Source organism: Nitratidesulfovibrio sp. D1, assembly GCF_051133415.1.
Taxonomy (GTDB): domain Bacteria; phylum Desulfobacterota; class Desulfovibrionia; order Desulfovibrionales; family Desulfovibrionaceae; genus Cupidesulfovibrio.
On record NZ_JBPGNZ010000007.1, the window covers coordinates 127,848 to 152,908 of the forward strand.

The 25,061-nt window shown below is 69.8% G+C and carries 16 protein-coding genes and 1 pseudogene; 8 read left to right on the forward strand and 9 right to left on the reverse strand.

Annotated elements, in window-relative coordinates:
• The first annotated feature begins 129 nt into the window (after positions 1-129).
• The 3 genes from ACR4XJ_RS14435 to ACR4XJ_RS14445 all read left to right on the forward strand — a co-directional run bounded on the left by ACR4XJ_RS14435 (position 130) and on the right by ACR4XJ_RS14445 (position 7,387).
• Positions 130-1,566, forward strand: coding sequence for a metallophosphoesterase family protein (locus ACR4XJ_RS14435; protein ID WP_434755865.1), 1,437 nt, complete (start codon positions 130-132; stop codon positions 1,564-1,566).
• Positions 1,566-5,765 (forward strand): AAA family ATPase, encoded by a 4,200-nt coding sequence (locus ACR4XJ_RS14440; protein ID WP_434755866.1) that lies wholly within the window; start codon positions 1,566-1,568, stop codon positions 5,763-5,765. Before ACR4XJ_RS14435 ends, ACR4XJ_RS14440 begins: the two co-directional genes overlap by 1 nt.
• 173 nt (positions 5,766-5,938) lie before the next feature.
• Positions 5,939-7,387 (forward strand): cyclic 2,3-diphosphoglycerate synthase, encoded by a 1,449-nt coding sequence (locus ACR4XJ_RS14445; RefSeq protein WP_434755867.1) that lies wholly within the window; start codon positions 5,939-5,941, stop codon positions 7,385-7,387.
• A 264-nt stretch (positions 7,388-7,651) separates the two neighbouring features.
• Here the strand turns inward: ACR4XJ_RS14445 and ACR4XJ_RS14450 are convergent, their stop codons facing one another.
• The 4 genes from ACR4XJ_RS14450 to carB all read right to left on the reverse strand — a co-directional run bounded on the left by ACR4XJ_RS14450 (position 7,652) and on the right by carB (position 14,446).
• Positions 7,652-8,179: an acyl-CoA thioesterase gene (locus ACR4XJ_RS14450; protein ID WP_434755868.1), complete on the reverse strand. Its 528-nt coding sequence runs from the start codon at positions 8,177-8,179 to the stop codon at positions 7,652-7,654.
• A gap of 60 nt (positions 8,180-8,239) precedes the next feature.
• On the reverse strand, positions 8,240-9,241 hold the full coding sequence (locus ACR4XJ_RS14455) for a KpsF/GutQ family sugar-phosphate isomerase (protein WP_434755869.1): 1,002 nt from the start codon (positions 9,239-9,241) through the stop codon (positions 8,240-8,242).
• Positions 9,242-9,693: 452 nt separating this feature from the next.
• The gene (gene purF / locus ACR4XJ_RS14460) at positions 9,694-11,097 is read right to left on the reverse strand and encodes an amidophosphoribosyltransferase (RefSeq protein ID WP_434755870.1); all 1,404 of its coding nucleotides are present in this window, start codon (positions 11,095-11,097) and stop codon (positions 9,694-9,696) included.
• A 112-nt stretch (positions 11,098-11,209) separates the two neighbouring features.
• Entirely contained in the window at positions 11,210-14,446 is a 3,237-nt protein-coding gene (carB, locus tag ACR4XJ_RS14465) for a carbamoyl-phosphate synthase large subunit (protein WP_434755871.1), read from the reverse strand.
• A gap of 650 nt (positions 14,447-15,096) precedes the next feature.
• On the opposite strand from carB, the gene hisH reads away from it, so the two are divergent.
• From hisH to ACR4XJ_RS14490, 5 genes and pseudogenes are all read left to right on the forward strand, one after another.
• Positions 15,097-15,735, forward strand: a complete 639-nt coding sequence (gene hisH, locus ACR4XJ_RS14470; RefSeq protein ID WP_434755872.1) for an imidazole glycerol phosphate synthase subunit HisH — start codon at positions 15,097-15,099, stop codon at positions 15,733-15,735.
• Positions 15,728-16,507, forward strand: a complete 780-nt coding sequence (hisF, locus tag ACR4XJ_RS14475; RefSeq protein WP_434755873.1) for an imidazole glycerol phosphate synthase subunit HisF — start codon at positions 15,728-15,730, stop codon at positions 16,505-16,507. Before hisH ends, hisF begins: the two co-directional genes overlap by 8 nt.
• Before the next feature lie 47 nt (positions 16,508-16,554).
• The gene (locus ACR4XJ_RS14480) at positions 16,555-17,232 is read left to right on the forward strand and encodes an RraA family protein (RefSeq protein ID WP_434755874.1); all 678 of its coding nucleotides are present in this window, start codon (positions 16,555-16,557) and stop codon (positions 17,230-17,232) included.
• Positions 17,233-17,482: 250 nt separating this feature from the next.
• Positions 17,483-17,821 (forward strand): annotated as a pseudogene (locus ACR4XJ_RS14485) (type II toxin-antitoxin system RelE/ParE family toxin); the annotation flags it as partial.
• Between the two features lie 3 nt (positions 17,822-17,824).
• Positions 17,825-18,145: a helix-turn-helix domain-containing protein gene (locus tag ACR4XJ_RS14490; protein WP_333505867.1), complete on the forward strand. Its 321-nt coding sequence runs from the start codon at positions 17,825-17,827 to the stop codon at positions 18,143-18,145.
• A gap of 49 nt (positions 18,146-18,194) precedes the next feature.
• Here the strand turns inward: ACR4XJ_RS14490 and moaC are convergent, their stop codons facing one another.
• The 5 genes from moaC to ACR4XJ_RS14515 all read right to left on the reverse strand — a co-directional run bounded on the left by moaC (position 18,195) and on the right by ACR4XJ_RS14515 (position 24,908).
• Positions 18,195-18,872, reverse strand: coding sequence for a cyclic pyranopterin monophosphate synthase MoaC (moaC, locus tag ACR4XJ_RS14495; protein ID WP_434755875.1), 678 nt, complete (start codon positions 18,870-18,872; stop codon positions 18,195-18,197).
• Positions 18,873-19,047: 175 nt separating this feature from the next.
• Positions 19,048-21,663, reverse strand: coding sequence for a putative bifunctional diguanylate cyclase/phosphodiesterase (locus ACR4XJ_RS14500; protein ID WP_434755876.1), 2,616 nt, complete (start codon positions 21,661-21,663; stop codon positions 19,048-19,050).
• Entirely contained in the window at positions 21,660-22,601 is a 942-nt protein-coding gene (locus tag ACR4XJ_RS14505) for a phosphate/phosphite/phosphonate ABC transporter substrate-binding protein (protein WP_434755877.1), read from the reverse strand. The genes ACR4XJ_RS14500 and ACR4XJ_RS14505 overlap by 4 nt, the downstream gene beginning before the upstream one ends.
• On the reverse strand, positions 22,579-24,117 hold the full coding sequence (locus ACR4XJ_RS14510) for a TolC family protein (RefSeq protein ID WP_434755878.1): 1,539 nt from the start codon (positions 24,115-24,117) through the stop codon (positions 22,579-22,581). The genes ACR4XJ_RS14505 and ACR4XJ_RS14510 overlap by 23 nt, the downstream gene beginning before the upstream one ends.
• A gap of 275 nt (positions 24,118-24,392) precedes the next feature.
• Positions 24,393-24,908, reverse strand: coding sequence for a DUF2179 domain-containing protein (locus tag ACR4XJ_RS14515; protein ID WP_333505862.1), 516 nt, complete (start codon positions 24,906-24,908; stop codon positions 24,393-24,395).
• Positions 24,909-25,061 lie beyond the last annotated feature (153 nt).

Consider the following 25,061-nt stretch of genomic DNA (forward strand, 5'->3'; position numbering starts at 1 on the left):
CGCCCGGCCGCTCCCCCGCAGGCACGGTGACGGCCCGCCGCCCGCCGTGCTAGACAGGTAGGCGCGCCGCCGCGCGCACCCCGTCGAAGCAGTTTTCACTTCCAGCCGCACTCCAACCCCCGGTCACCCATGCCAGCGTTCCGCTTCGTCCATGCCGCAGACCTGCACCTCGACGCCGCCTTCGCGGGCGTCTCGCGCGACCTTCCGCCCCGCCTGGCCGACCGGCTGCACCGCGCCACCTTCACCGCGTGGGAGCGGCTGGTGGAACTGTGCCTTGCCGAGCGGCCCGACGCCCTGATTATCGCGGGCGACGTGCACAACCACGAGGACGGCAGCCTGCGCGCCCAGGTGGCCCTGCGCGACGGCTGCGCGCGCCTGGCGGACGCGGGGGTGCGGGTGTTCATCGCCCACGGCAACCACGACCCGTTGACCTCGCGGGTGAAATCCCTGCACTGGCCGGACGGGGTCACCGTGTTCGGCCCGCAGGTGGAAGCCCACCCCGTGGCCCGCGACGGGCGCGTGGCGGCGGTGGTGCACGGCATCAGCCACGAGACCGACCGCGAGGGCCGCAACCTGGCCAAACGCTTTGCCCGCGCCGCCACGGCCCAGGGCCTGGAGGTGCCCCCCGGCGCGCCGCAGATCGGCGTGCTGCACTGCAACGTGGGCGGCGCGCCGGGCAGCCCCGTGAGCCATGACGCGGGCCGCTACGCCCCCTGCACCCTGGACGACCTGGCCGCCACGGGCCTGGACTACTGGGCGCTGGGACACATCCACCTGCCGCAGGTGCTGCGCGCGCGTCCCCATGTGGTCTACCCCGGCTCCACCCAGGGACTGCACATCAACGAGGACGGGCCGCGCGGCTGCCAGTTGGTCACCCTGCACGACGACGGCGAGGTGGAACTGGAATTCCGGCCGCTGGCCCCGGTGCGCTGGCAGGTTGTGGAAGTGGCCATCGATAATGGCGGCAATAGCGGCGACAATTGCGGCAAGGGAGGCGACGGTCCCGGCGATGCGGATACGCCCAACGGCGGGGCATCGCTGGAAGCCCTGCACGGCCTCATCCTGGAGGCCATGCAGCACGCCGCCGGAGAGGATGCGCCGCCCGGCGCGCCAGCCTTCCCCATTGAAGTCACCCTGTTCCGGGTGGTTCTGCGCGGACGCGGCCCGCTGGACCGCCAGTTGCGCCGCCCCGGCGCGGCCGGGGCATTGCTGGAAATGCTGCGCGAGGCCGGGGCCTCGCTGGATCCGCTGGTCTGGGTCAAAGACATCGAACTGCGCACCCGGCCCGACGTGGACATGGACGCGCTGCGCCGCCGCGACGACCTGCTGGGCGAAGTGCTGCGCGTGGCCGCCGCCGTGCGCGGCCTGCCGGAACAGCCGGCGGGCGACCCGGCGGCCTGCCCGGACGGGCTGCGCGCCCTGGCCGCCGCCGTGCTCGGCCCGCTGTACGACGGCGCACGCGGCCGCCGCTTCCTCGGTCCGTCCGACGCCCTGCCGCCCGAAGACCTGGCCGCCCTGCTGGACGACGCCGAACGCATCTGCTGCGACATGCTGGAGGCCGACTGATGTACATCCAGCGCGCGCACATCGACGGCTTCGGGGTTCTCGCGGGCCAGACCATCCCGCACCTGCCGCCGGGGCTGTCCATCTTCCTGGGCAGCAACGAGGCGGGCAAGTCCACCTGCCTCGACTTCTTCCGGGCCATGCTGGCGGGCTACCCCCGCAGCCGCGCCGCCCACCGGATACCCCTTTCCGGCCGCGCGGCCGAGGCGGGCGGCACGCTCACCCTGCACACCGACCGCTGCGGCGTGGTGCGGCTCACCCGCCGTCCCGGCGCGCACGGCGGCACGCTGACCCTCACCGATGCCCAGGGCGCGCCCCTGGACCCGGAACTGGCCACCGCCCTGCTGCACGGCGTGACACCCGATCTCTACCGCAACATCTACGGGTTCAGCCTGTCGGAATTGCAGGAATTTTCCTCGCTGTCGGCGGAAGGCGCGCGTAACGTGCTGCTGGGTGCCGGGGCCGGGCAGGGGCTGCGTCCGCCCAGCCAACTGCTGGACGACCTTTCCGGCCGCATGGCCGCGCTGTACCTGCCGGAAGGCCGCAAGCCTCCGCTCAACGAGGCGTTGAAGGAACTGGAAGCCCTGCGCGCCAGCCTGCGCGCCCACGAGCGGGACACCGCCCGCTACGACGCCCTGTCCGCCCAACTGGACGACCTGTCCGCCCGGCTGGCCGGGGTGCGCGGCGACCGCGCCACGCTCGAGACGGAGCATCGCGCGCTGGAACGCCGTCTGGGTGTGTGGCGGCAGTGGCAGGAACTGATGGCGGTGGAGGGGCAACTGGCCCGGCTGGAGGTGGTGGTCGAGCGCTTTCCGCAGGACGGCGGGGCGCGCTTCGAGCGGGAGCGCGAGCGCGCATCCGAACGCGCCCTCCGAGCGCAGGGGCTGCGCGGCCAGTTGGCAACGCTGGAAGCCACGCTGGCGCAGCGCACGCCGGACGCCCGGCTGCTGGCCGCCGCGCCGGAACTGCGCGCGCTGCTGGAACGCAAGGCCAGCTACCGCAACGCCCGCGCCGCCCTGCCCGCCCTGCTGGCCGACATGGAGCGCAACCGCGCCGACCGGGAACGGCTGCTGGCCGCTCTTGGCGCGGACTGGACCCCGGAACGGGTGCGCGGCTTCGACCGTTCGCTGTTCACGCGCGAGGCCATGGCCGCGCACGAGGCGGCCATGGAAACAGCCGGGGCCGACCTGCGCCAGGCCCGCGCCGAGCGCGACCGCCGCGCCGCCGAGCATGAGGCGGCCCGCCACGCGGCGGAACTGGCCCAAACCCAAGCCGACGGGCTGGGCGCGGACTCCGCCGCCGCGCCGGACGCGGAACAGGCCGAACGGCTGCGCACCCTGCGCGCCCAGGCTGGGGCCGCCCTGGCCGAACTGCCCGGGCTGCGCGCCCAACTGGACGTGCAGGCCGCCGCGCTGGCCCGATCGCTGACGGACATTTCCCCCCGCTGGACCCCGGACACCCTGCGCGGGCTCGACACCTCGCCCCGCGCCCGAGAGGCTTTGGCCACCCGCGCCCGCACCGTCAACGATGCCGACGACGCGGCCCGCGACGCCGCCCGCCGCGCCGACGAACTGGCCGCGCAACTGGACGACCTGGCCGCCCGCCGCGACCAGGCCATCCTGGCCGCGCGGGCCATGGCCGCCATCCCCGGAGAGGAGTTGGACCGCCGGGCAGAAGCCGTGCGCCGTCTGCGCCATGTGGCCAACGGGCTGACCCTGGAGGCGGAACGCACGGCCGAGGCCGCCCGCGCCGAGCGGGACCACGCGGCCGCCGCGCCCGTGGCCCGCAAATCGGCAGCCCTGTTGACCTTTGGCGGCGCGCTGCTGGCGGCGGGTTCGATTGCTGCCGGGGCGCTGCTGGCGGCGGCGCACGGCGCGCTGGACCTTACCGGCCTGCCCGGACACCTCGGACAGTTCGGGCTGCCCCCCCTCGCGGCCATGGGCCTCGCGCCCGTATACCTGTGCGGGGTGGCCGCGCTGTGCGGCCTTGCGCTGCTGGCGGCGGGCTGGCCCCGGCGCGATGCGGCGGAACTGGCCGCCCACGCGGCCCGCGCCGCCCGGCTTGCGGCACGGCGCCAGGAACTGGCCGAACGCAACGACGCGCTGCGCGCCGAGGCGGCCCGGCTGCTGCACGGGGCTGGGCTGAACGGGACGGATGCCCCCATGGACGGTCCCTCCCTGGCGGACTTGCTGGACGCCACGGAACGTGCGCTGGAACGCGCCCGCGACGAGCGCACCCGGCGCGACCGGGCCGACGCCGAGGCGGCCGCACGCGAAGCCGACTGCGCCACCCAGCGCGCCCGGCACATGCAGGCCCTGCACGCCCGCGAGGCGGCGGAAGCGGCCCTGCATCAGGCCCGCGCGGACTGGGCGGCGTACCGCGCCGGACTCGACCTGCCGGAATCCTTCGGCCCCGAGGCGGCGGCCGGGCTGTTCGACCGGGTGGAGGCCTGCGCGGCCCGCGCGGCCCAAGCCGACGCGCTGGCCGCCCGCGTGGCGGTCCTGACGGCGCAGGTGGCCGCGCTGGCCGAAGCCGCCCGCGCGATGCCCGCCCTGGCGTCGCTGTGCCCCGACGAGCCGGACAAACCAGACGGGCCGGACGGGCCGAAATTGAATAACGAGGCGGCCACCGCCCTGCTGGCCGGGGTGGACCGCCTGCTGGCCGACCTGCGCGCCGCCGAGGCCCGGCGGCAGGAGCGGGAACGCGCCATGGCGGAACTGGCCGCCCGGCGCGAACGGGAACAGCAGGCCCTTGCCGCCTTGCAGGCGGCCGAGGCCGCGCAGGAAGCCGCCACGGCCACGGCGGGCGCGGCCACCGGCGCATGGCGCGACTGGCTGTCCCAGCGCGGCCTGTCCCCGGACCTGACCCCGGCCACCGCCCGCGACGCCCTTGCGGTCATGGACGACTGGCTGCGCCTGGACAACGAGGCCGCCGGACTGTCCGCCCGCCGCGCCGCGCTGGAGGCGGAACTGGCCGCGCTGGAAACCCCGCTGGCCCGCATTGCCGAGGACTGCGCCGCCGCCCTGCCCGACGCCGCCCGCGCCGATGACCTCGTGACCACGCTGGACGCACTGGCCACCGCCGCCGAAGCCGCCGTGTCCATGGCCGCCGAACGGGACAGGCTGGCCGCCCGCCACGCGGAACTGCTGGCCGAACTGCGCGAGGCCGAGGCCGCCCACGCCGCCGCCGAGGCCGCCGTGGCCGAACTGCTGGCCGCCGGTGGTGCGGCCGACGGGGAGGACTTCCTGCGCCGCGCCGCGTTCTTTGCCGAACGGCAGGAACTGCTGCGCCGCAGGGGCGACCTGACCGGCCACCTGTCCGCCGCCCTGCCAAATATCCCGGCGGACATCCCGGCGGATGTCCCGAACGCATCCGCCACGGCCAATCCCCCGGCAGACCCGCTGGCCGCGCTGCGCGCCGAACTGGCCAGCGCCGACCGTGAGGCCATGCAGGCCCGCTGCGACGAACTGGCCACGGAACTGGCCGGACTTGCCGCGCGGGAGGCGGAACTGGTGCAGCACATCGCCGACCTGCGCGCCCAGCGCGACCTGGCGGCCTCGGCCGACGATGTGGCCGCCCTGCGCAGGCAGGAGGCCGCCCTGCTGGAATCGGCCCGCCAGATGGCCCTGGAATGGAGCCGCAACGCCCTGGCCCGCCACCTCATCGACACGGCGCGGCGGCGCTTCGAGCGCGAGCGCCAGCCCCACGTGATCCGCGAGGCGGCCGCCATCTTCCGGGCCATCACCGGGGGGCGCTGGCAGTCCATCGCCGCCTCGCTGGAGGACGGCGTGCCCCGCGCCGTGCCCGCCGACGGCGAGCCGGTGCCGCACGAGCATCTCAGCCGGGGCACCCGCGAGCAGTTGTACCTGGCCCTGCGCCTGGGCTACGTGCGCACCCACGCCCTGCACGCCGAGCCGCTGCCGCTGATCATGGACGACATCCTGGTCAACTTCGACCCGGAACGCGCGGCGCGCACCGCCGCCGCCCTGGCCGACCTGTGCGGACGGCCCGCCGACGCCACCGGACACGCGGACGCAGGCATCCCGGACAATCCCGGCAGCACAGGCAGCGCAAGCGGTGCGAAACCGCACCAGATCCTGTTCTTCACCTGCCACCCGCACACCGTGGACATGTTGCGCGAGTCCAAGCCCGACGCCGCCCTGTTCACCGTGGAACGCGGAACCATCACCGCCACGGCCTGAGCCTCTCGGGTTGACGCGGCCGCCCGGCCCGGCCATACCATGGGGCGGTTCCGGCGGTTCCGGCGGTTCCGGGTAGTCCCGCGCGGTCGCGCCTGTCCGCGCCCATTGCCTGCCCGGCCCGCATCGCGCCGTTCCTTCCGCGCCCACCGACACCCACAGGAGGCCCGCCCCGCATGACCTCGTCATCCCGCGCCACGTCGCCCCCTTCGCATCCCGGCTCCCCCGCCGCGTCCCCACTGCCCGCCACCTGCCGCGCGCCCGCGCCCGCCGATGCGGCCGGGGTGCGCAACGTGGTGGTCATGGGCGCGGCCGGACGCGACTTCCACAACTTCAACGTGCTGCTGCGCGACGACCCGGCCGTGCACGTGGTGGCCTTCACCGCCGCCCAGATCCCGGACATCGACGGCCGCTGCTACCCCGCCGCGCTGGCCGGGCCACGCCATCCGGACGGCGTGCCCATCCTGGCCGAGCGCGAACTGACCGCCCTGTGCCGCGACAACCACGTGCACGAGGTGATCTTTTCCTACAGCGACGTTTCGCACGAAACGGTCATGCATGCCGCCTCGCTGGCCCTGGCCGCCGGGGCGGACTTCCGCCTGCTGTCGCCCGCGGCCACCATGCTGCGCGCGGACAAGCCGGTGGTGGCCGTCACCGCCGTGCGCACCGGCTGCGGCAAGTCGCCGGTCACCCGGCACCTGTGCGCGGCCTTTGTGGAGCGCGGCATCCGTCCGGTGGTCGTGCGCCATCCCATGCCCTACGGCGACCTTGCCAAACAGGCGGTGCAGCGCTTCGCCAGCCATGCGGACATGGACGCCGCCGACTGCACGGTGGAGGAGCGCGAGGAATACGAACACCTGGTGGACGCGGGCATCACCGTGTTCGCCGGGGTGGACTACGCGCGCATCCTGGCGGCGGCACAGGCCGAGGCCGACGTGCTGCTGTGGGACGGCGGCAACAACGACACGCCCTTCTTCCGGCCGGACGTGCACCTGACCGTGCTCGACCCGCTGCGCGCCGGGCACGAACTGACCTACCACCCCGGCGAGACCAACCTGCGCATGTGCCACGTGGCGGTGATCAACAAGGTGGACACGGCCACGCCCGCGCAGGTGGCCACGGTGCGCGCCAACGTCGCCGCCGTGAATCCCTCCGCGCGGGTGCTGCTGGCCGATTCGGTGATCGAGGTGGACGACCCCGCCGCCATCCGCAAGGCGCGGGTGCTGCTGGTGGAGGACGGCCCCACCCTGACCCACGGCGGGCTGCCCTTCGGCGCGGCGCAGGCGGCGGCGGAAATGCACGGCGCGGGCCGCATCGCCGACCCGCGCCCGTACGCCCACGGCTCGCTGAAGCAGGTATTCGAGAAGTATCCCCACCTGGGCAAGGCCCTGCCCGCCATGGGCTACTCGCACCGGCAACTGGAAGACCTGGAAGCCACCATCAACGCCACCCCGTGCGACCTGGTGCTGCTGGGCACGCCGGTGCGCCTGGACCGGCTGATCCGCATCGACCGGCCATGGCTGCGGGTGCGCTACACCCACCGCGACCGGCCCGACCCCGCCGCGGGCACGCAGCCGTCCCCGGGACTGGCGGAAACCGTGCTGGAACTGCTGGGCATGAAGTAGCGCAGGAACCCGCCCCACGAACCATGCACCATGACAAAGGGGGACGCCGCGTATGCGGCGTCCCCGAGGCTGTTGACAAACGCAGTTTGTCGGCAGCCCGCCACAAAGGCGCAGGCGGCATTCATTGCCGCCGTAAAGCGCCGGAGTGGGCGTGCCTTTACAAATCCGCCCAAGGCGGGTTTGTCATCACGCTTGGAACGCCGCGTGTGCGGCGTCCCCCTTTTGCAGCATCACTGCGGCGCGGCGGTCCGACCGCGCGGCAACTCAGTAATAATGCTCCACCTCTTCCACCGTGGCCGTGGCCAGCGCTTCCTGCGCGGCCCTTTCGCGCTTGCGCTCCTCCCGCCGCTGCTCGCGGCGGCGCTGCGCCTCGCGGTTGCGGCGGTGCTGGCCGGGCGTTTCCAGCAGCAGTTCCGGCACGGGCACGGGCTTGCGATCCGGCCCCATGGACACGAAGGTCAGGTAGGCCGAGGCGGCGTGACGCGATTCGCCGGTGAGCAGGTTTTCCGCCTCCACCCGCACGCCCACCTCCAGCGAGGTGCCACCCGCCAGATTCACGCTGGCTTTCAATTGCATCAGTTCGCCCACGTGCACCGGCGCGCGGAAATCCATGCGGTCGATGGAGGCCGTCACCACCGGGGTGCGGCAATGGCGCATGGCGGCCACGGCCCCAGCCAGGTCGATGTGCTTCAGGATAACCCCGCCGTGCACGTTGCCCGCGGGGTTGGCGTCCTCCGGCAGGGGGCGGTGGGTCATCACCACTTCGCTGTCTTGCACGCGCTTGGCGCTCATGCGGCTGGCTCCGGGCGGTGTGAGGGTGACGGAAACGCGGATGCGGGGGACGCGCCGGGCCTACCCGGCGAAGCTCACCCCGCCTTTGCCCAGCAGGTCGTGCAGGTGGACGAGGCCCACCAGGCGGTGCGCGTCGTCCACAATGGGCAACACGGTGATGGCCTTCTGCTCCATGACGTCCAGCAGTTCGGCCACGGACTGGCCGCTGCGGGCGCTGCGCGGGTTGCGGGTCATGATGGCCGTCACCGGCGTGCGCGGGGCGTAGTCGCCCCGGATCACCGCACGGCGCACGTCGCCGTCCGTAAGGATGCCCATCAGCCTGCCGCTGCCGTCCACCACGGCCACCGCGCCGAAGCCGCCCTTGTCCAGCACGCGCACGGCCTCTTCCTGGCCCACGTCGTCCTGGGTCACGGGGATGCCCGTGGTGTGCATCAGTTCATGCACGCGCAGGCGCAGCCGCTGGCCCAGCGAACCGCCGGGGTGGTAGCGCAGGAAATCGTTTTCGGTGAACGATTTCCAGTGGATGAGGCACACAGCAAGGGCGTCGCCCAGGGCCAGCACCGCCGTGGTGGAGGCCGTGGGAGCCAGGTTGTGGGGGCACGCCTCGCGCGGGACCCCGGCATCCAGCACCACGTCGGCGGCGCGGCCCAGGGTGGACTGCGCCTTGCCGGTCATGGCGATGATGGACGTGCCGATGGCCCGCAGGCTGGGCAGGATGGCGTTCAGCTCGTCCGTCTCGCCGGAGTTGGAGATGGCGATGACCACATCCTCCGCCCGCAGGCTGCCCATGTCGCCGTGGGCGCCCTCCACCGGGTGCAGGAAGAACGCGGGCGTGCCGGTGGAGGAAAGGGTGGCCGCCAGCTTGCGGCCCACCAGGCCCGACTTGCCGAGCCCGGTGACCACCACCCGGCCCCGGCACCCGGCCAGCAGCGCCAGCGCCGCCTCGAACGAGGGGCCGAGCCTGTCGCGCACGGCGGTAAGACCTTCGATTTCGATGTCGAGCACGTCGCGCCCGAGGGGTATCCAGTCGGTGCGGCGCTGGCCGCAGGTGCAATCGCTCATGCCGTGGAAATCCTGTGGATGTTGCGGAAATTACCAGACGGGCCGGATATAACCGGACGGGCTGCGCTCAGCGCGGCGACCTTCTCTTCCCCCGAAACGCGGAGCGGGTCAACAGGTCGGCCGCAAAACGGCTGGTCCGACGCGTCACTGCAATCCGCCGGGGCTGTCTTTCTTCCTTGTGCCCCGCAGCGGTCTTCCGCTGCGGGTAGCTGGTGCGGGGACAATGCAAGGGATTACGAGTTTTGTCCGCCGGACAAGGCGGCGCGGCATTTTTGGGCGCAGCGTACTTCTGTACGTGAGCACCAAAAATGCCGCGCCAACGCCGTCCGGCGACAAAAGGCGGCAGCCGTTAGGTGAGCCTGCGAACCTTACGGATGGCGACCGCAGAGCGCGGATTCCGCCCGCAGTGTGCACGCGCTTACGAAGCACACTGCACGCGCCTTCCTCTCCCCCTAATCGCTCACCTCAAGGCACGCCCTGCTGCACCCGTCGCCCGCGCAGGGGATGGGGTAGTCGCCGTTGAAGCAGGCCAGGCAGTACTTTTCGGGGTGCGACACCGAGCGCAGCAGCCCGTCGATGGACAGGTAGTGCAGCGAATCCAGCCCGATGAACCGCTCGATCTCGGCAATGGAGTGGTTGGCCGCGATCAGTTCGCCCTTGGACGAAAAGTCGATGCCGTAGAAGCACGGATGCTTGATGGGCGGGCAACTGACGCGGAAGTGCACCTCCGCCGCGCCCAGTTCGCGCAGCTTCTTCACGCGGGTGCGGATGGTGGTGCCGCGCACGATGGAATCGTCCACGATGCAGATGCGCTTGCCCTTGATCATGCTCTTGACCGGATTGATCTTCACCTGCACGCCGAAGTCGCGCATGTCCTGCGAGGGCTGGATGAACGTGCGGCCCACGTAGTGGTTGCGGATCATGGCGTGCTCGTACGGCAGGCCCGACTGCTGGGCGAAGCCCACCGCACAGTAGATGCCGGAATCCGGGAAGGGCATGATGAAGTCCACGTCCGGGGCCGATTCCAGGGCCAGCTGGCGACCCATCTCCTTGCGGCACTGGTACACGTCCTCGCCGAACACGATGGAGTCGGGCCGGGCGAAGTAGACCAGTTCGAAGATGCACTGGCGCGTGGGCGGCTTGCTGTCCTCGTCCACCAGACTGAAGCTCTTCACGCTGTTGCCTTCGATGACCAGCATTTCGCCGGGGTCCAGCGGGCGGATGAATTCCGCCTCCATCAGGTCGAAGGCGCAGGTTTCGGACGCCAGCACCGGCGAACCGGCCAGGCGGCCCAGGGCCAGCGGGCGCATGCCGTGCGGGTCGCGCAGGGCGATGAGCTTGTCGTTGGCGAGGATGATCAGCGAATACGCGCCCTGCACCCGCTTGCACGCGGCCATGACGGCTTCCTCGAAGGTCTTGCCGTTCATGTTGTGCGCGATGAGGTGCACGAAGACCTCGCTGTCGATGGAGGTCTGGAAGATGGACCCCTTGCGCTCCAGTTCGTCGCGCAGTTCCACGGTGTTGGTCAGGTTGCCGTTGTGCGCGATGGCGATTTCCATGCCCTTGAAGCGCACCAGGAACGGCTGGGCGTTGCGGATGAGCGAGGCCCCGGTGGTGGAATAGCGGATGTGGCCGACGGCGATGTTGCCCTTCAGCTCCTTGCCCAGGTGCCGCTCGTTGAACACGTCGGGCACCAGGCCCATGCCCCGGTGTTCGCGCAGCTTCTGGCCGTCCCAGGTGACGATGCCCGCGCTCTCCTGCCCGCGATGTTGCAGGGCGTACAGGCCGAAGTATGCCATGCGCGCCGCTTCGGCGTGGTTGTAGATGCCGAAGATGCCGCAATAGTGCTTGATCATGCTATACCTCGATGCAGACGGTCCGTTGCGCGCCCATTGTGGTCATGTCGTGGGCCACGCGCGTGGCCCAAAGCGCGGGACCGGGCCTTGGCCCGGTCCCGTTGTCGCTCGTCTAGTTGGTTCCGTAGTATTCCTGCAAGCTCTGCACGTTCACCCCGCAGCAGCGGCTGGCCCGGATGGCCTGGGCGATGGCCCGCGCCCCGGATACGGTGGTGCTGTAGGGCACCCCGTACATCAGCGTGGCCTGCCGGATGGACTTGGAGTCCTGCACGGTGCGCTTGCCCGAGGCGGTGTTGACCACCAGGGCGATTTCGCCGTTCTTGATGAAGTCCACGATGTTGGGCCGCCCCTCGTACACCTTGTGCACCGCCGTGGCGGGCACGCCGCCTTCGCGCAGCAGCTTGGCCGTGCCGCTGGTGGCCAGCACCTCGAAGCCGAGGTCGGCGTACATGCGGGCCACGTCCGTGATCAGCAGCTTGTCGCGGTCGTTGACCGAGATGAAGATCTTGCCGCCCTCGGGCAGGCGCTGCCCGCCGGCAAGCTGGCCCTTCAGATAGGCTTCCTCGAAGCTGGAGGCAATACCCATCACCTCGCCCGTGGACCGCATTTCGGGGCCGAGCAGGATGTCCACCCCCGGGAAGCGGTTGAACGGGAACACCGATTCCTTCACCGAGAAGTAGCCGGTGCGGCGCATGGACCACGGGTCCAGTTCCTTCAGCGTGGCCCCCAGCATGATCTGGGTGGCCAGGCGCGGCAGGGGGACCGCGGTGGCCTTGGACACGAAGGGCGCGGTGCGCGAGGCGCGCGGGTTCACCTCAAGGATGTAGATCAGCCCGTCCTTGACCGCGAACTGGATGTTCATCAGGCCCACCACGCGCAGTTCGCGCGCCAGTTCCACGGTCTGCCGGGCTATCTCGTTGACGATGGCCTCGGGCAGGGTGTGCGGCGGAATGACGCAGGCGGAGTCACCGGAGTGGATGCCCGCCTCCTCGATGTGCTCCATGATGCCCGCCACGTACACGTCGGCGCCGTCGGACAGGGCGTCCACGTCCACTTCCGTGGCGCTTTCCAGGAACTTGTCGATGAGGATGGGATGCTTGGGCTTTTCGCCCACAGAGGTGGCGAAGTATTCGGCAAGCTGCTCGTCGTCGTACACGATCTCCATGGCCCTGCCGCCCAGCACGTAGCTGGGCCGCACCACCACGGGAAAGCCGATGCGCCCGGCGGCGCAGCGCGCCTCGGGCAGGGACATGACCGTGGCGTTGGCGGGTTGGCGCAGGCCCAGCTTCTGCAACAGGGCCTGGAAGCGTTCGCGGTCCTCGGCGCGGTCGATGGAGTCGGGCGAGGTGCCCAGAATGGGCACGCCCGCGCGCATCAGCGGCACGGCCAGGTTCAGCGGGGTCTGCCCGCCGAACTGCACCACCACCCCGTCGGGCTTCTCGGCCTCGACGATGTTCATGACATCCTCGTAGGTCAACGGCTCGAAGTACAGGCGGTCCGAGGTGTCGTAGTCGGTGGAGACCGTTTCGGGGTTCGAGTTGACCATGATGGCCTGCACGCCCATTTCCTTCAGCGCGAACGAGGCGTGGCAGCAGCAGTAGTCGAACTCGATGCCCTGTCCGATGCGGTTGGGCCCGCCGCCCAGGATGATGACCTTCTTGCGGTCGTCGGGCGTGACCTCGCGGCCGGTCTCGTAGGTGGAGTAGTAGTAGGGGGTGTACGCCTCGAACTCGCTGGCGCAGGTGTCCACCAGATAGTAGGTGGGCGCGATGCCCATCTGGGTGCGCAGGGTGCGCACGTCCGATTCGGGGCGCTTCCACATTTCGGCCAGCTGCCGGTCGGAGAAGCCGTATTCCTTGGCGCGGCGCATCAGGGCCACCAGTTCCGCGTTGTCCACGGTCATGGCGTTGCCCAGGGCGAAGTCGCGCAGTTCGGCCTCCATGTCCACCAGGTCCTTCATCTGGCGCAAAAACCACGGGTCGATGGCGGTGGCCTCGTGGATTTCCTCCACGGTCATGCCGTCGAGCATGGCGTGGCGCACGTAGAAGATGCGGCGCGAGTTGGGCGTGCGCAGCTTGCGCATGATGTCCTCGCGCTCCGGCCCCTTGCAGCGGAAGCCGGACCCCAGGCCGGGCGCGCCCACTTCCAGCGAGCGCAGGCCCTTCTGCAACGATTCCTTGAAGGTGCGGCCGATGGACATGGCCTCGCCCACGCTCTTCATGGAGGTGGTCAGCTCGTCGCGCGCGCCGGGAAACTTCTCGAAGGTGAAGCGCGGAATCTTGGTGACGCAGTAGTCGATGGACGGCTCGAAGCTGGCCATGGTCTCGCGGGTGATGTCGTTGGGAATCTCGTCCAGCGTGTAGCCCACGGCCAGCTTGGCCGCGATCTTGGCGATGGGGAACCCGGTGGCCTTGGAGGCCAGCGCGGACGAGCGCGACACGCGGGGGTTCATCTCGATGACCACCATGTCGCCGTTCTGCGGGTTGATGCCGAACTGCACGTTGGAGCCGCCCGTTTCCACGCCGATCTCGCGCATGATGGCGATGGAGGCGTCGCGCATCATCTGGTATTCGACGTCGCTCAGGGTCTGGGCCGGGGCCACGGTGATGGAGTCGCCCGTGTGCACGCCCATGGGGTCGAAGTTTTCGATGGAACAGATGATCACGCAGTTGTCGGCCTTGTCGCGCATGACCTCCATCTCGAATTCCTTCCAGCCCAGCACCGACTGCTCGATCATCACCTCGTGCTTGATGGAGGCGGCGAGCCCGCGCGCGGCGATCTCTTCCAGGTCCTCCATGTTGTAGGCGATGCCGCCGCCGGTGCCGCCCATGGTGAAGGCGGGACGGATAATCAGCGGGAAGGGCATTTCCGCGCCCAGGCGGCGCACGTCTTCCATGGTGCGGGCAATGCCGCTGGCGGGCACCTTCAGGCCGATGTTGGCCATGGCCTCGCGGAACAGTTCGCGGCTTTCCGCCTTTTCGATGACCTGCTTGTTGGCCCCGATGAGTTCCACGCCGCATTCGTCCAGCACGCCCATGGCGGCGAGGGCCAGCGCGGTGTTCAGGCCGGTCTGGCCGCCCAGGGTGGGCAGCAGCGCGTCGGGCCGCTCCTTGCGGATGATGGCGGCCACCGTCTCGGGCTCGATGGGCTCGATGTAGGTCCGGTCGGCAAGACCGGGGTCGGTCATGATGGTGGCGGGGTTGGAGTTGACCAGCACCACCTCGTAGCCTTCTTCCTTCAGGGCCTTCACGGCCTGCGTGCCGGAATAGTCGAATTCGCACGCCTGCCCGATGACGATCGGGCCGGAACCGATGACCATGATCCGCTTCAAATCGGTGCGTTTGGGCATTGGACTCTGTCTGGTAACAGGGTTGCCCCGCAGGGGCGGGAAAGAAGAGGGCTGCCGGGACAAAGGCGGGGGGAGTGTGCGGGGCGTTCCGGCGCGGCGAGGCGCGGGGGAACGGCCATCCACCCGCGATTGTTGCGGAACACGCGGACATGAGCCCACGCGCCGTCAGCAATCCGGCTCTTATATCGTGCGCCCCGGCGCTTGGCAAGACGCGCGGGGGCGTCCGCCGGGGCCGGAATTCCGCTTTTTGACATTGATGGGAAACGGCGGTGCGAAAACTTCCCCCCGGCGCCCCGTTGCCGCCCCACTGCCGACATGCCGGACGCGCCGCCACTTGCGCCCCACGGCCCGCCAATGCTACCGCATTGCCTTCACGAGGCCCCCAAGCGATACCGGACGCCACGGGTGGCGCGGGCGGCACGGTTGAAACGGGCGAAACGGCCCCGGCGGGCGTTTTCCGAATTTGTCACGGCCCGTTGCCCAAGGATTGTCTCTAAATTAGGATTTTCGTTCGTTGGCAAGGAAAACGAACCTGCCATGAGGGAGTATACTCTTATCGTATTCGACCGACATGGCAGGCGAAGTTTGACGAAGCCAACGGGCGAAAGGCCAATTTAGACACTGTTCACCAGAACACGAGGGACAGAAACATGCTCGCGATCCTCGACTACAAGGCAGGCAACCAGACCAGCGTGCGCCGTGCGCTGGACCATCTGGGCATTCCCTGCGTCATCACGGCGGACCCGGCGGTCATCGCCGGGGCGCACGGGGTGATCTTTCCGGGCGTGGGCGCGGCCGGGCAGGCCATGAACGAACTGGTCTCCACCGGCCTCGACAAGGTGCTCAAGGACCAGGTGCAGGCGGGCAAGCCGCTGCTGGGCATCTGCGTGGGCTGCCAGATCATGCTGGACTACAGCCAGGAAAACGACACCAAGGCCCTGGGCATCGTGCCCGGCGAATGCCGCCTGTTCAACGCCGCCTGGACGGAAGAGGACGGCGCGCCCATCCGCGTGCCGCACATGGGCTGGAACCGCATCGTCCAGAAGCGCCCCTGCGAACTGCTGAAGGGCATCGAGCCGGAAGCGGAATTCTACTTCGTGCACAGCTACTACCCCACCCCGCCGGACGACTACGTCATCGCCACGTGCACCTACGGCGAGGAATTCTGCGCCATCCACGGCGGTCCCGGCCTGTGGGCCGTGCAGTTCCACCCGGAAAAGAGCGGCCGCCCCGGCCTTGCCTTGCTGCGCAACTTCCACGCCTACTGCAAGGAGGCCAGCCGTGCTTAGCAAGCGCATCATCCCCTGCCTGGACGTCCGCAACGGCCGCCTGACCAAGGGCGTGAAGTTCGAGGGCAACGTGGACATCGGCGACCCGGTGGAAACCGCCCGCCGCTACTACGAACAGGGCGCGGACGAGATCGTGTTCTACGACATCACCGCCTCGCACGAGGACCGGGGCATCTTTCTCGACGTGGTCGAGCGGGTGGCCTCGGCGATCTTCATCCCCTTTTCGGTGGGCGGCGGCATCAACACCGTGGAAGACATGCGGGCCGTGCTGGTGGCCGGGGCCGAGAAGGTCTCCGTGAACTCCGGCGCGGTGAAGAACCCGGACATCATCAGCCGGGGCGCGGCGGCCTTCGGGTCGCAGGCCATCGTGGTGGGCATGGACGTGAAGCAGGTGGAAAAGTCCGGGACCATCCCCTCGGGCTACGAGATCGTCATCCACGGCGGCCGCAAGTACATGGGCATGGACGCCATCGAGTGGGCCAAAACCTGTGAAGCGCTGGGGGCCGGGGAACTGTGCGTCAACTCCATCGACGCCGACGGCACCAAGGACGGCTACGAACTGACCCTGACCCGGATGATTTCCGACGCGGTGACCATTCCGGTCATCGCCTCCGGCGGGGCGGGCAGCCCGGCGCACATGTACGACGCCATCACCAAGGGCGGCGCGTCCGCCGCGCTCATCGCCTCCATCGTGCACTACGGGCAGTACACCATCCCGGACCTGAAGCGGCAGATTTCGGACATGGGCGCGAAGCTCCGGATGGTCTGGTAGCCCCGGCCTCCGGAAACACCGCGCCACACCTTCACAAGGATACCCGCATGTCCAACCCCGGCTACCGCGTCAAGAACACCATCGTCCGTCCGGACGCCACCCTCGTGGAAGCCTTCCGGTCCATCCCCGTGTCCAACATCGGCGACGCCATGAACCGCATGGCCTGCATGCATGCGCGCATCCGGCCCATGAACCGCGCGCCCCTGCTGGGCACGGCGCTGACGGTGCGGGTGCGCGTGGGCGACAACCTGCTGTTCAACAAGGCCATGGACATGGCCCGGCCCGGCGACGTGCTGGTGGTGAACGCCCACGACGAGCCGTTCTACTCCATCGTGGGCGGGCAGATGACCACGTGGATGAAACGGCGCGGCCTGGCCGGGCTGGTGGTGGACGGCTGCATCCGCGATGCGGAAGAGATAGAGGCCATGGACTTTCCGGTCTACGCCACCGGCATTTCGCCCAACGGCCCGGTGAAGGAGGGCGGCGGCGAGGTGAACTTTCCCGTCGCCTGCGGGGGGCTGGTGGTGAACCCCGGCGACATCGTGGCGGGCGACCGCGACGGCGTCGTGGTGGTGAGCCCGGCCGACGCACCGGCGGTGCTGGAAAAGGCCCACGCCCTGATGAAAAAGGAAGCGCGGGTCATGGCCGCCATCGCGGACGGGACGTGGGACCGTACCTGGGTGGACGAGATGTTGCGGGCCAAGGGGTGCGAGTTTATCGACTAGATACCGCAAGTACCGAAAGAGGCCGCTTACGCGGCCTCTTTCGGTACTTGCGGTCCGGGGCAATCGCCCCTACCCCGCCCGGAACACCCCGCTCTTGCCGCCGGACTTGAACACCAGGCGGCAGTCGCGCCATGCATCCGTATTGACGTCACACAAGGTGTGACATATATTCTCATCGCTCGACATGCCCCGCCCTTCCTCCCGCAAGGAACGCATGAAAGTCTACACGAACACCTGATTCGCCCGTTTCGCCGGTGCGCAGGCCATCACCGGCACGGCCCTGCATGATGCGGTGGCGGACATGGACGCCGGACGGTTCGACGCGGACCTCGGCGGGGGCGTATACAAGCAGCGGGTGGCCCGGCCGGGAGAAGGAAAATCCGGGGGCTATCGGGTCATCGTCTGTTTTCGGCGGGAAGAACGGGCCTTTTTCGTCTACGGGTTTCCCAAATCGAAGCGCGGAAACATCACGACGAAGGAACGCGACAGCCTCAGGAAGCTGGCAAAGATACTTCTGTCCATGAATGACGCACAGTTGGAGGCGGAAGTCAGGGCCGGGACCTTTCTGGAAGTCCTGCGCGAGGAGTAGACCATGGCAAAGACATACAAGAGCGACGTACTGGCGGCGGTTCACGAAACGGCGGAAGCGCTCCACGCGCACGGTGTGATCGACAAGGTCACCATGAAGGAGTTCGACGCTTCCTGCCTCGCGCCCGTGGACGGCATCACCCCGGAGGAAATCCGGAACATACGTGAACGGGCCCGGCTTTCCCAGCCCGTGTTCGCCCGGTATCTGAACGTCTCCAAGAACCTGGTCTCCGACTGGGAGCGCGGGGTGAAGAAACCGGGCGGCCCGGCCTTGCGGCTGCTGGCCATCGTCAAACACAAGGGGCTTGACGCGGTGATGCTGTAGCAACGTACTTCACGGAGTACGCCGCGACATCCCGCCTCCGCTTCCTCTCCTACCCCGCCCGGAACACCCCGCTCTTACCGCCGGACTTGAACACCAGGCGGCAGTCACGCAGCACGATGTCCTTCTGCACGGCCTTGCACATGTCGTAGATGGTCAGCGCGGCCACCTGCGCGGCGGTCATGGCTTCCATCTCCACGCCGGTCTGGCCGGTGGTGCGCACTTCCGCCTCCAGTTCGATGGAGGGGGGCGCGTCCACCACGGTAAAGCGCACGTCGGCGTAGCTGATGGCCAGCGGGTGGCACATGGGGATCAGTTCCGCCGTGCGCTTGGCGGCCATGATGCCCGCGATCTTGGCGGTGGTCAGCACGTCGCCCTTGGGCAGGGCGCGGCGCTTGAGCAGGTCCAGGGTGTCGGCATTCACCTCCACCACGGCCCGCACGATGGCGATGCGCTGGGTGGGGGCCTTCCCGCCCACGTCCACCATGGTCACGCTGCCGTCCCCGGTCATGTGGCTGAAGGCCGCCTCTTCCCCGCCGGGCTCGGGCGCGGCATGGCCCATGCCCCCGGTGCATTCCAGCGCGGAGGGCGCGCCGCACCCGCAACCGCACCCGGTGTTGGGCAGGTCCGGGCCATCTTCGCCATAGTCGAGGGGATCGGGCATATCGTCGAGCCGGACGGAGGATGCGGGCGCATCGCCGCCGGGCGCTTTGGGCGTATCGGAAGACATGGGGCAACCTCCTGCCGGACGTGAAACAGGGCGGACGGATGACCCCGGCGCGGCCCCGCGCCAGCGGTTCCATCCTTCTTGGCTGTAGCGCAAAACAGGACGGACGCCAATGCGGCGTCCGCCGGGCCGGGGTGGCAGGCACACTTCAGGGGCTGCTTCAGGCCACGAATCCCTTCTATGTTTCCACGTCCCTGGGCACCAGCCGCATCCCCCGGCGGCACAGGGTCAGGATGCCGTCGGCGGGCAGCGGCCGGGCAAGGCAGTACCCTTGCAGGTAGTCCACGCCCATGCCGCGCAGGGCGGAAAGCTGGGCCGCCGTCTCCACCCCCTCGGCCACCGTGGCCAGGCGCAGGCTGCGGGCCAGGCCCAGGATGGTCTCCACGATTTCCAGGCTGCCGCCCTCGTCCAGCAGTTCCTGCACGAAGGTACGGTCTATCTTCAGGGCGTGGATGGGCATGCGCGCAAGATACTGCAACGAGGAATACCCGGTGCCGAAGTCGTCCAGCGAAACGCGCACCCCAAGGTCGCGCAGGGTGCACAGCATGGCGTTGCCGCGCTCGTAGTTCTGCATCAGCGAGGTTTCGGTAATCTCCACTTCCAGCGCGTCCGGGGGCACGTCGTAGGCGTTCAGGCACGCGGCAATATGGCTGATGGTCTCGTCGCTGTTCAGGCAACGGGACGAGATGTTCACCGACACCGGCAGGGTCAATCCCTCCAGCCGCCACGCGGCGTGCTGGGCGCAGGCCATTTCCACCACCAGCCGGGTTATCTCGCGGATGGAGTTGGAGCTTTCCGCCACGGGGATGAACACCGAGGGCGGGGCCACCACCGCGCCGTCACGCTCCCAGCGCAGCAACGCCTCCACCTTGCGCACCCGCAGGGCGCGCGCGTCGGCGATGGGCTGGTACACCAGCCGGAACTCGCGCCCGGCGATGGCCGCCTTGATGTCCTGGTCCATGCGGTAGCGCCGGGTGAATTCCAGGCACTGCTCCTCGCAGAACACGGCGATGGCGTTCTTGCCCATGTCCTTGGCGCGGTACATGGCGATGTCCGCGCGCGACAGCAGTTCGTTGGCGGTCTCGCCGTCGTCGGGATACACCGACACGCCGAAGCTGGCCGTGACCGAAAAGCCCATGCCGCCGTACTCGAACGGTTCGGCAAAGGTTTCGAACAGCCGCCGCATGATGCCGTCCAGATGGGTCTTGTCGGTGATGCCGCCCACCGCCGCCACGAATTCGTCGCCCCCCAGCCGCCCCAGGATGTCGCCGGGCCGCAGGGACGTGCGCAGCCGCCGGGCCACGTCGCACAACAACTGGTCGCCGGTGGCGTGGTCGTACGAATCGTTGATGAACTTGAAGCCGTCCATGTCGATGAACACCACGGCCAGCTTGTGGCCGCGCGCCGAAGCCCTGGCGATGGCGTCGCGCAGCAGTTCGAAGATGTGCTTGCGATTGGGCAGGCCGGTCAGGTCGTCGTGGTTGGCCTGGTAGGTGATCTGCGCTTCCTTCTGCTTGATGTCGGTGATGTCCGAGAACACCCCCACGCAGTTCAGGATCACCCCGGCCTCGTCGCGGATGGACACCAGGCTCAGCCATTGCGGAATCTGCCAGCCGTCGCGGTGCGGCCCGCGCGTCTCGCCGATCCACGAACCGTGCTCCAGCATTTCGTCCCACACGCTGCGCGTGCCGCCCACGGGCACCATGCCCAGGGCCGGGGAAATGCGGCCCACCATGGACCGCGCGTCCACGCCGGTGATGCGCTCGAAGGCCGGGTTCACGGCCACCACCATGCCCGCGCTGTCGGTGATGAAGATGCCCTCCACCGCGTGGGTGAACACCTCGCCCATCAGGTGCAGCCTGGCGTTGGCGTCGCAGAGTTGGGCGGTGCGCTCGCGCACGCGGCGCTCCAGTTCGCGGTGGGCCTCGTTCAGTTCGCGCTGCGAGGCCTCCAGCAGGTCGAGCATGCCGTTGAAGGCGTTGGCCAACCCCTCCAGTTCGTCGCCGGTGTCGATCCGGATGCGCTGGCCCATGTTGCCGGGGCCGATGGAACGCACCCAGCCCGACAGGCGCAACACCGTGCGGGTCACCGTGCGCGACAGCAGCAGCGCCGTGGCCAGGGCCACCAGCAGGGCCATGACCGTCAGTGCGCCGATGTGCCACCACGCGGCGCGCTGCTCCGCCCGGTAGCCGTCCAGGGCAAGGCCCACGGACACGGTGCAGATGGAAATGCCCGCCCGCTCCACGGGCAGCACGTGATGGTACACCTCCGGCGGATCGGCGCCGGCGGGGCGGACGGCGTCCGCCTCTTCCGTCCCCGGAGGCAGCCCCCGGCGGAAGCCGCCGTCCCGCACCGGCTGCACGGTGCTGCCCGCCGGCCGGAACACCCAGCCGCCGCGGCGGAACACCAGGGCCGAGCCGTCTGCCCGCGTGACCACGATGTATTCCAGCCCCGGCTGCCGCCGGAGCACGCCGGTGCAGTGGTCCACCAGGGCGGCGTAGTCTTCCGCGGCCAGGGCGGTGGCGGCCACCTCGGCCACCGACGAGGCCAGCTTGTCGGCCTGCGATTCCATGCCCCGGCGCAGCACCCCCTGCTGATAGGGGATGATCATGCCCAGAATGGCCGCGATGATGGCCAGCCCGGCCACGAAGGCCAGCCCGCCCGCCTTGAGGGCGATGCCGAATCCCGAGCGGATGCGCGAACGGGCGCCGCGCGGACGGGTGCGATGGGGATGGGGTGCGCCGGAGCCCTCCGGCCGTTCGGCCGCCGCGATGACGGATGGGGGCGTGCTCATGGTTCCACCAGGCGGCGCGCGGGTTCGATGGCCTCGGGCCGGAACGGCGCGATGCCGTCCAGTTGCAGCAGAAGCAGCATCTGCCTGCCCCACGGGTTGTCCGAAAGGCCCAGCCCCAGTTCCGCATAGCGCGGCGCCAGCGAAGGGTCCACGGACGGCGCGAGGCACATCACGAAGTCTATGAGCGGCGGCGAAACGGCCACGCGCTCCACCTGCGCCTCGATCTGGGGGTTCAGTTCGGCCATGACGCGCAGCGACCGCTCGGTGACGACGCAGGCCGGGGCCTGGCCGAAGAAGACGGGCAACAGCACGCGCGAGGGCTGCACCTCGTACGTCATGGACGCGAAATGCCGGGCCGCCGGGGGCAGCCCCTGGTCGCGCAGCAGGCGTTCCACCCAGCGCGCGGGCAGGCTTTCCTGGCCCAGGGACATGGCCTGCACCAGCAGCCGCGCCCCGCGCAACTGCCCGATGCGGGTGACGCCCGAACCCCTGGGCACCACCAGCACGTAGCGTTCGCCGAATTCGCCGTCGGTGACGGGCACGCCGAAGGGCTTCAGGTCCAACTCGCGCGACAGCAGCAGGTAGTCCACGGTGGGCAGGTGCACCACGTCCAGTTGGCCGGACAGCAGCGCCGCGCGGATTTCGCCCCGCGAGGCAAAGGCGGACAGCCGCACGCCAAGGCCGCGCTCCGTCTCCACGTAGCGGCGCGCCCACATCTGCACGGCCAGGGCCACGTCCTTGCGGTCCACGCCGGGCAGGAAATATTCCACGTAGCCAAGGCGCAATTCCGCCGGGGCGGCAGGCGCGGGCGCGGCGGGGGCCACGGCGCACAGCAGCATCAGCAGCGCAGCCAGACACGGCAGCGCGTGGCCATGTCCGCCATACCGGACTGGCCGGGCTGGCACGGGGGAGAATTCAGGGCAGCGCACGAGCGCCATAGCCCACCTCCCGCAGGTGTTCGAGGAGTTCCGTGCCCGCCGCCAAGTTGCGGGCGGCCGCCGCCGCCTGCGCGTCGTACAGGGCGCGCAGCCGCGCCGCGCGCACCATGGATTCGTAGATCTGGGCTTCCAGCAGTTCGCGGGTGTCCACCAGCCCTTCGCGGTAGGCGCGCTCGGTAAGGGCGCGGCTTTCCAGGGCCACGGCCACGGTCTCCGCGCCGATGGCGGCCTGCCGGGCGGCGCGGCGTTCCTGGAGCACCGCGTCCTTCACGCGCAGGGCCACGCCCTCGCGCAGCAGCACCCGCTGGTGGGCCAGTTGGCGCAGCCGGGCGCGCATTTCCTCCATCCGCGCCCGGGTGCGGAAGCCTTCGAACAGCGGCAGTTCCACGGTCAGGCCGGTGGCGCCGTGGGTGCGTTCGCCCTCGGCCACCAGACCGCCGTCGTAGGAATTGGTCACCGTGGACAGGGCGCCGAACAGCAAGACCACGGGCAGGTATTCGCCGGTGGCGTCGTCCAGCCGGGCCTCTGCCGCGCGCACCCCGGCGTCGAAACGGGCCAGGTCCAGGTTCAGGCGGTAGGCGTCGGCCACGGAATCCTCCAGCACGCCGGGGTCGGGCGCGGCGGGCAGTTCCGTGTCCGCCACCCGCACCCGGCCGTCCCACGGCAGGCCCATGGTATTGGCCAGGGCCGATTCGGCCAGCTCCACGTTGGAGTCCAGTTCCGCCAGCCGGGTCCGCATGCCGGAAACGGCCACCTGGGCGCGCAGCCAGTCGGTCTTGCGCACCCGCTGCGAACCGCCCCTGTAGAAATGCTCGGCCACGTCGCGGGTGGCCTCGAACCGCTGCACCGTCTCGCGCCCCAGGTCGCGCAGGGCCCGCGCCAGAACCACCCCGTGGTAGCGGACGGTCACGTCGTGCACCAGTTGCAGGGTTGTCTGGCGCACGTCGCCCGCCGCCGCGTCGTGCCCGGCCACGGCCTCGCGCACGCGGGCCTCGCGGCGGCCGCCGTCGTACAGCAGAAGGCCCAAGTCCGCCCGGAACTCCCCGATGTCGCGGTCGGCAAGGCGGATGCGCCGCTCGGGCACGGTGGTGCGCATGGTCATGGGGCCGCCGCCCATGTCCACGGTATAGTCGAAGGAGTCTTCCGGATAGACGAAGACCGGGTCACGATCCAGCCGCGTCTGGGTGGAGGATACGGTGAGTTGCGGCCAGTAGGCCGAAAGGGCCTGGCGATGCTGGGCCTCGGCTATGACCAGCCCCTCGCGCGCGGCGGCCGGGCCCGCATTGTTGCGCAGGGCCACGGCGATGCACTGGTCCAGCGTCAGGGGCTGGGCCGGTGACTGGTCCGCGTCGCCCGCCACTGCCGTGGCCGCGCCCAAAGGGACCAGCCACAACAGCGCCGCCAGCAACAGCGCCACCCCCGCCCCCCAGCCGCGCGGTGCGGGCCGCGCCTGTGCCGCCGCCCCGCCGGATGTCCGGCTGTGGGTGCGGCGGGGATGCGGCGGGGCTGGATTCATGTCGGGACACTTCCTTGCGGACGCGAAGGTACTGCGGCAGGCGCGGGAAACTTCCGGCGGCACAGCCGTGCGGGGTACGGCGGCCCCTTGGGGCTGTAAGGCGCGCACCCGCCATCCCCATGCACGGGAACCATGCATGCTGGTTGGTTGATTAGTGACATGGCCCTTCGCGGGCCGTCAAGATTGCGGGAGGGGTTTATGGGGGATTTTATGGGTGTTTCCCTATATAATGGTAGGCAAATCCCCCATACGGATGCGGGCGGCAGATGTGCGGGTCAGACGCTGAAGCCGCCCCGCACGCTGCGCACGTCCTCCACGGTGGCGAAGCAGCCGGGGCACAGTTCGCGGCACAGGGCCAGCAGTTCGCGCGAGCGCCTGCGGGGCGACACCACGCGGATCAGGTCCACATCGCTGCTGCCCCCCGCGCCCGGCAGGGTGGTGGCCCCGAAGCCCGCCTGGCGGATGGCGCGGGCCATGGCCTCGCCGCTGGGGGTCACGATGTTGACGACCACCACGCCGAGGGCCATGCGCTCCTCGATGACCATGCCCAGCAGGATGCCCGAGCTGTACCCGGCGGCGTAGGCGAAGACGTTGGCCAGGTGGTCCAGGTGGCTCATGACCTGCGAGACGGCGAACACCCAGATGAGTATCTCGAAGAAGCCCACCAGCGCGGCCACCGGGCGGATGCCCCGCATGACCAGTACCGAGCGGACCGTGCCCAGGGCCACGTCCGCGAGGCGCAGCGCGAAAATCAGCAGCGCGCCGGCGATGTCGATGTCCAGATGCCACATGTCGTCCTCCGTCGTATTCCGGTCGTATGCCCGGCCCGCCTAGGGGCTGTTTCCAAATTAGGACTTTCGTTCGTTGGCAAGGAAAACGAGCCTGCCATGAGGGAGTATACTCTTACCGTATTCGACCGACATGGCAGGCGAAGTTTGACGCAG

Coding starts and splice junctions, on each gene's coding strand:
- ACR4XJ_RS14435 (WP_434755865.1), top strand. CDS start 130: ATGCCAGCGTTCCGCTTCGTCCATGCCGCAGACCTGCACCTCGACGCC.
- ACR4XJ_RS14440 (WP_434755866.1), top strand. CDS start 1,566: ATGTACATCCAGCGCGCGCACATCGACGGCTTCGGGGTTCTCGCGGGC.
- ACR4XJ_RS14445 (WP_434755867.1), top strand. CDS start 5,939: ATGACCTCGTCATCCCGCGCCACGTCGCCCCCTTCGCATCCCGGCTCC.
- ACR4XJ_RS14450 (WP_434755868.1), bottom strand. CDS start 8,179: ATGAGCGCCAAGCGCGTGCAAGACAGCGAAGTGGTGATGACCCACCGC.
- ACR4XJ_RS14455 (WP_434755869.1), bottom strand. CDS start 9,241: ATGAGCGATTGCACCTGCGGCCAGCGCCGCACCGACTGGATACCCCTC.
- purF (WP_434755870.1), bottom strand. CDS start 11,097: ATGATCAAGCACTATTGCGGCATCTTCGGCATCTACAACCACGCCGAA.
- carB (WP_434755871.1), bottom strand. CDS start 14,446: ATGCCCAAACGCACCGATTTGAAGCGGATCATGGTCATCGGTTCCGGC.
- hisH (WP_434755872.1), top strand. CDS start 15,097: ATGCTCGCGATCCTCGACTACAAGGCAGGCAACCAGACCAGCGTGCGC.
- ACR4XJ_RS14480 (WP_434755874.1), top strand. CDS start 16,555: ATGTCCAACCCCGGCTACCGCGTCAAGAACACCATCGTCCGTCCGGAC.
- ACR4XJ_RS14490 (WP_333505867.1), top strand. CDS start 17,825: ATGGCAAAGACATACAAGAGCGACGTACTGGCGGCGGTTCACGAAACG.
- moaC (WP_434755875.1), bottom strand. CDS start 18,872: ATGTCTTCCGATACGCCCAAAGCGCCCGGCGGCGATGCGCCCGCATCC.
- ACR4XJ_RS14500 (WP_434755876.1), bottom strand. CDS start 21,663: ATGAGCACGCCCCCATCCGTCATCGCGGCGGCCGAACGGCCGGAGGGC.
- ACR4XJ_RS14505 (WP_434755877.1), bottom strand. CDS start 22,601: ATGGCGCTCGTGCGCTGCCCTGAATTCTCCCCCGTGCCAGCCCGGCCA.
- ACR4XJ_RS14510 (WP_434755878.1), bottom strand. CDS start 24,117: ATGAATCCAGCCCCGCCGCATCCCCGCCGCACCCACAGCCGGACATCC.
- ACR4XJ_RS14515 (WP_333505862.1), bottom strand. CDS start 24,908: ATGTGGCATCTGGACATCGACATCGCCGGCGCGCTGCTGATTTTCGCG.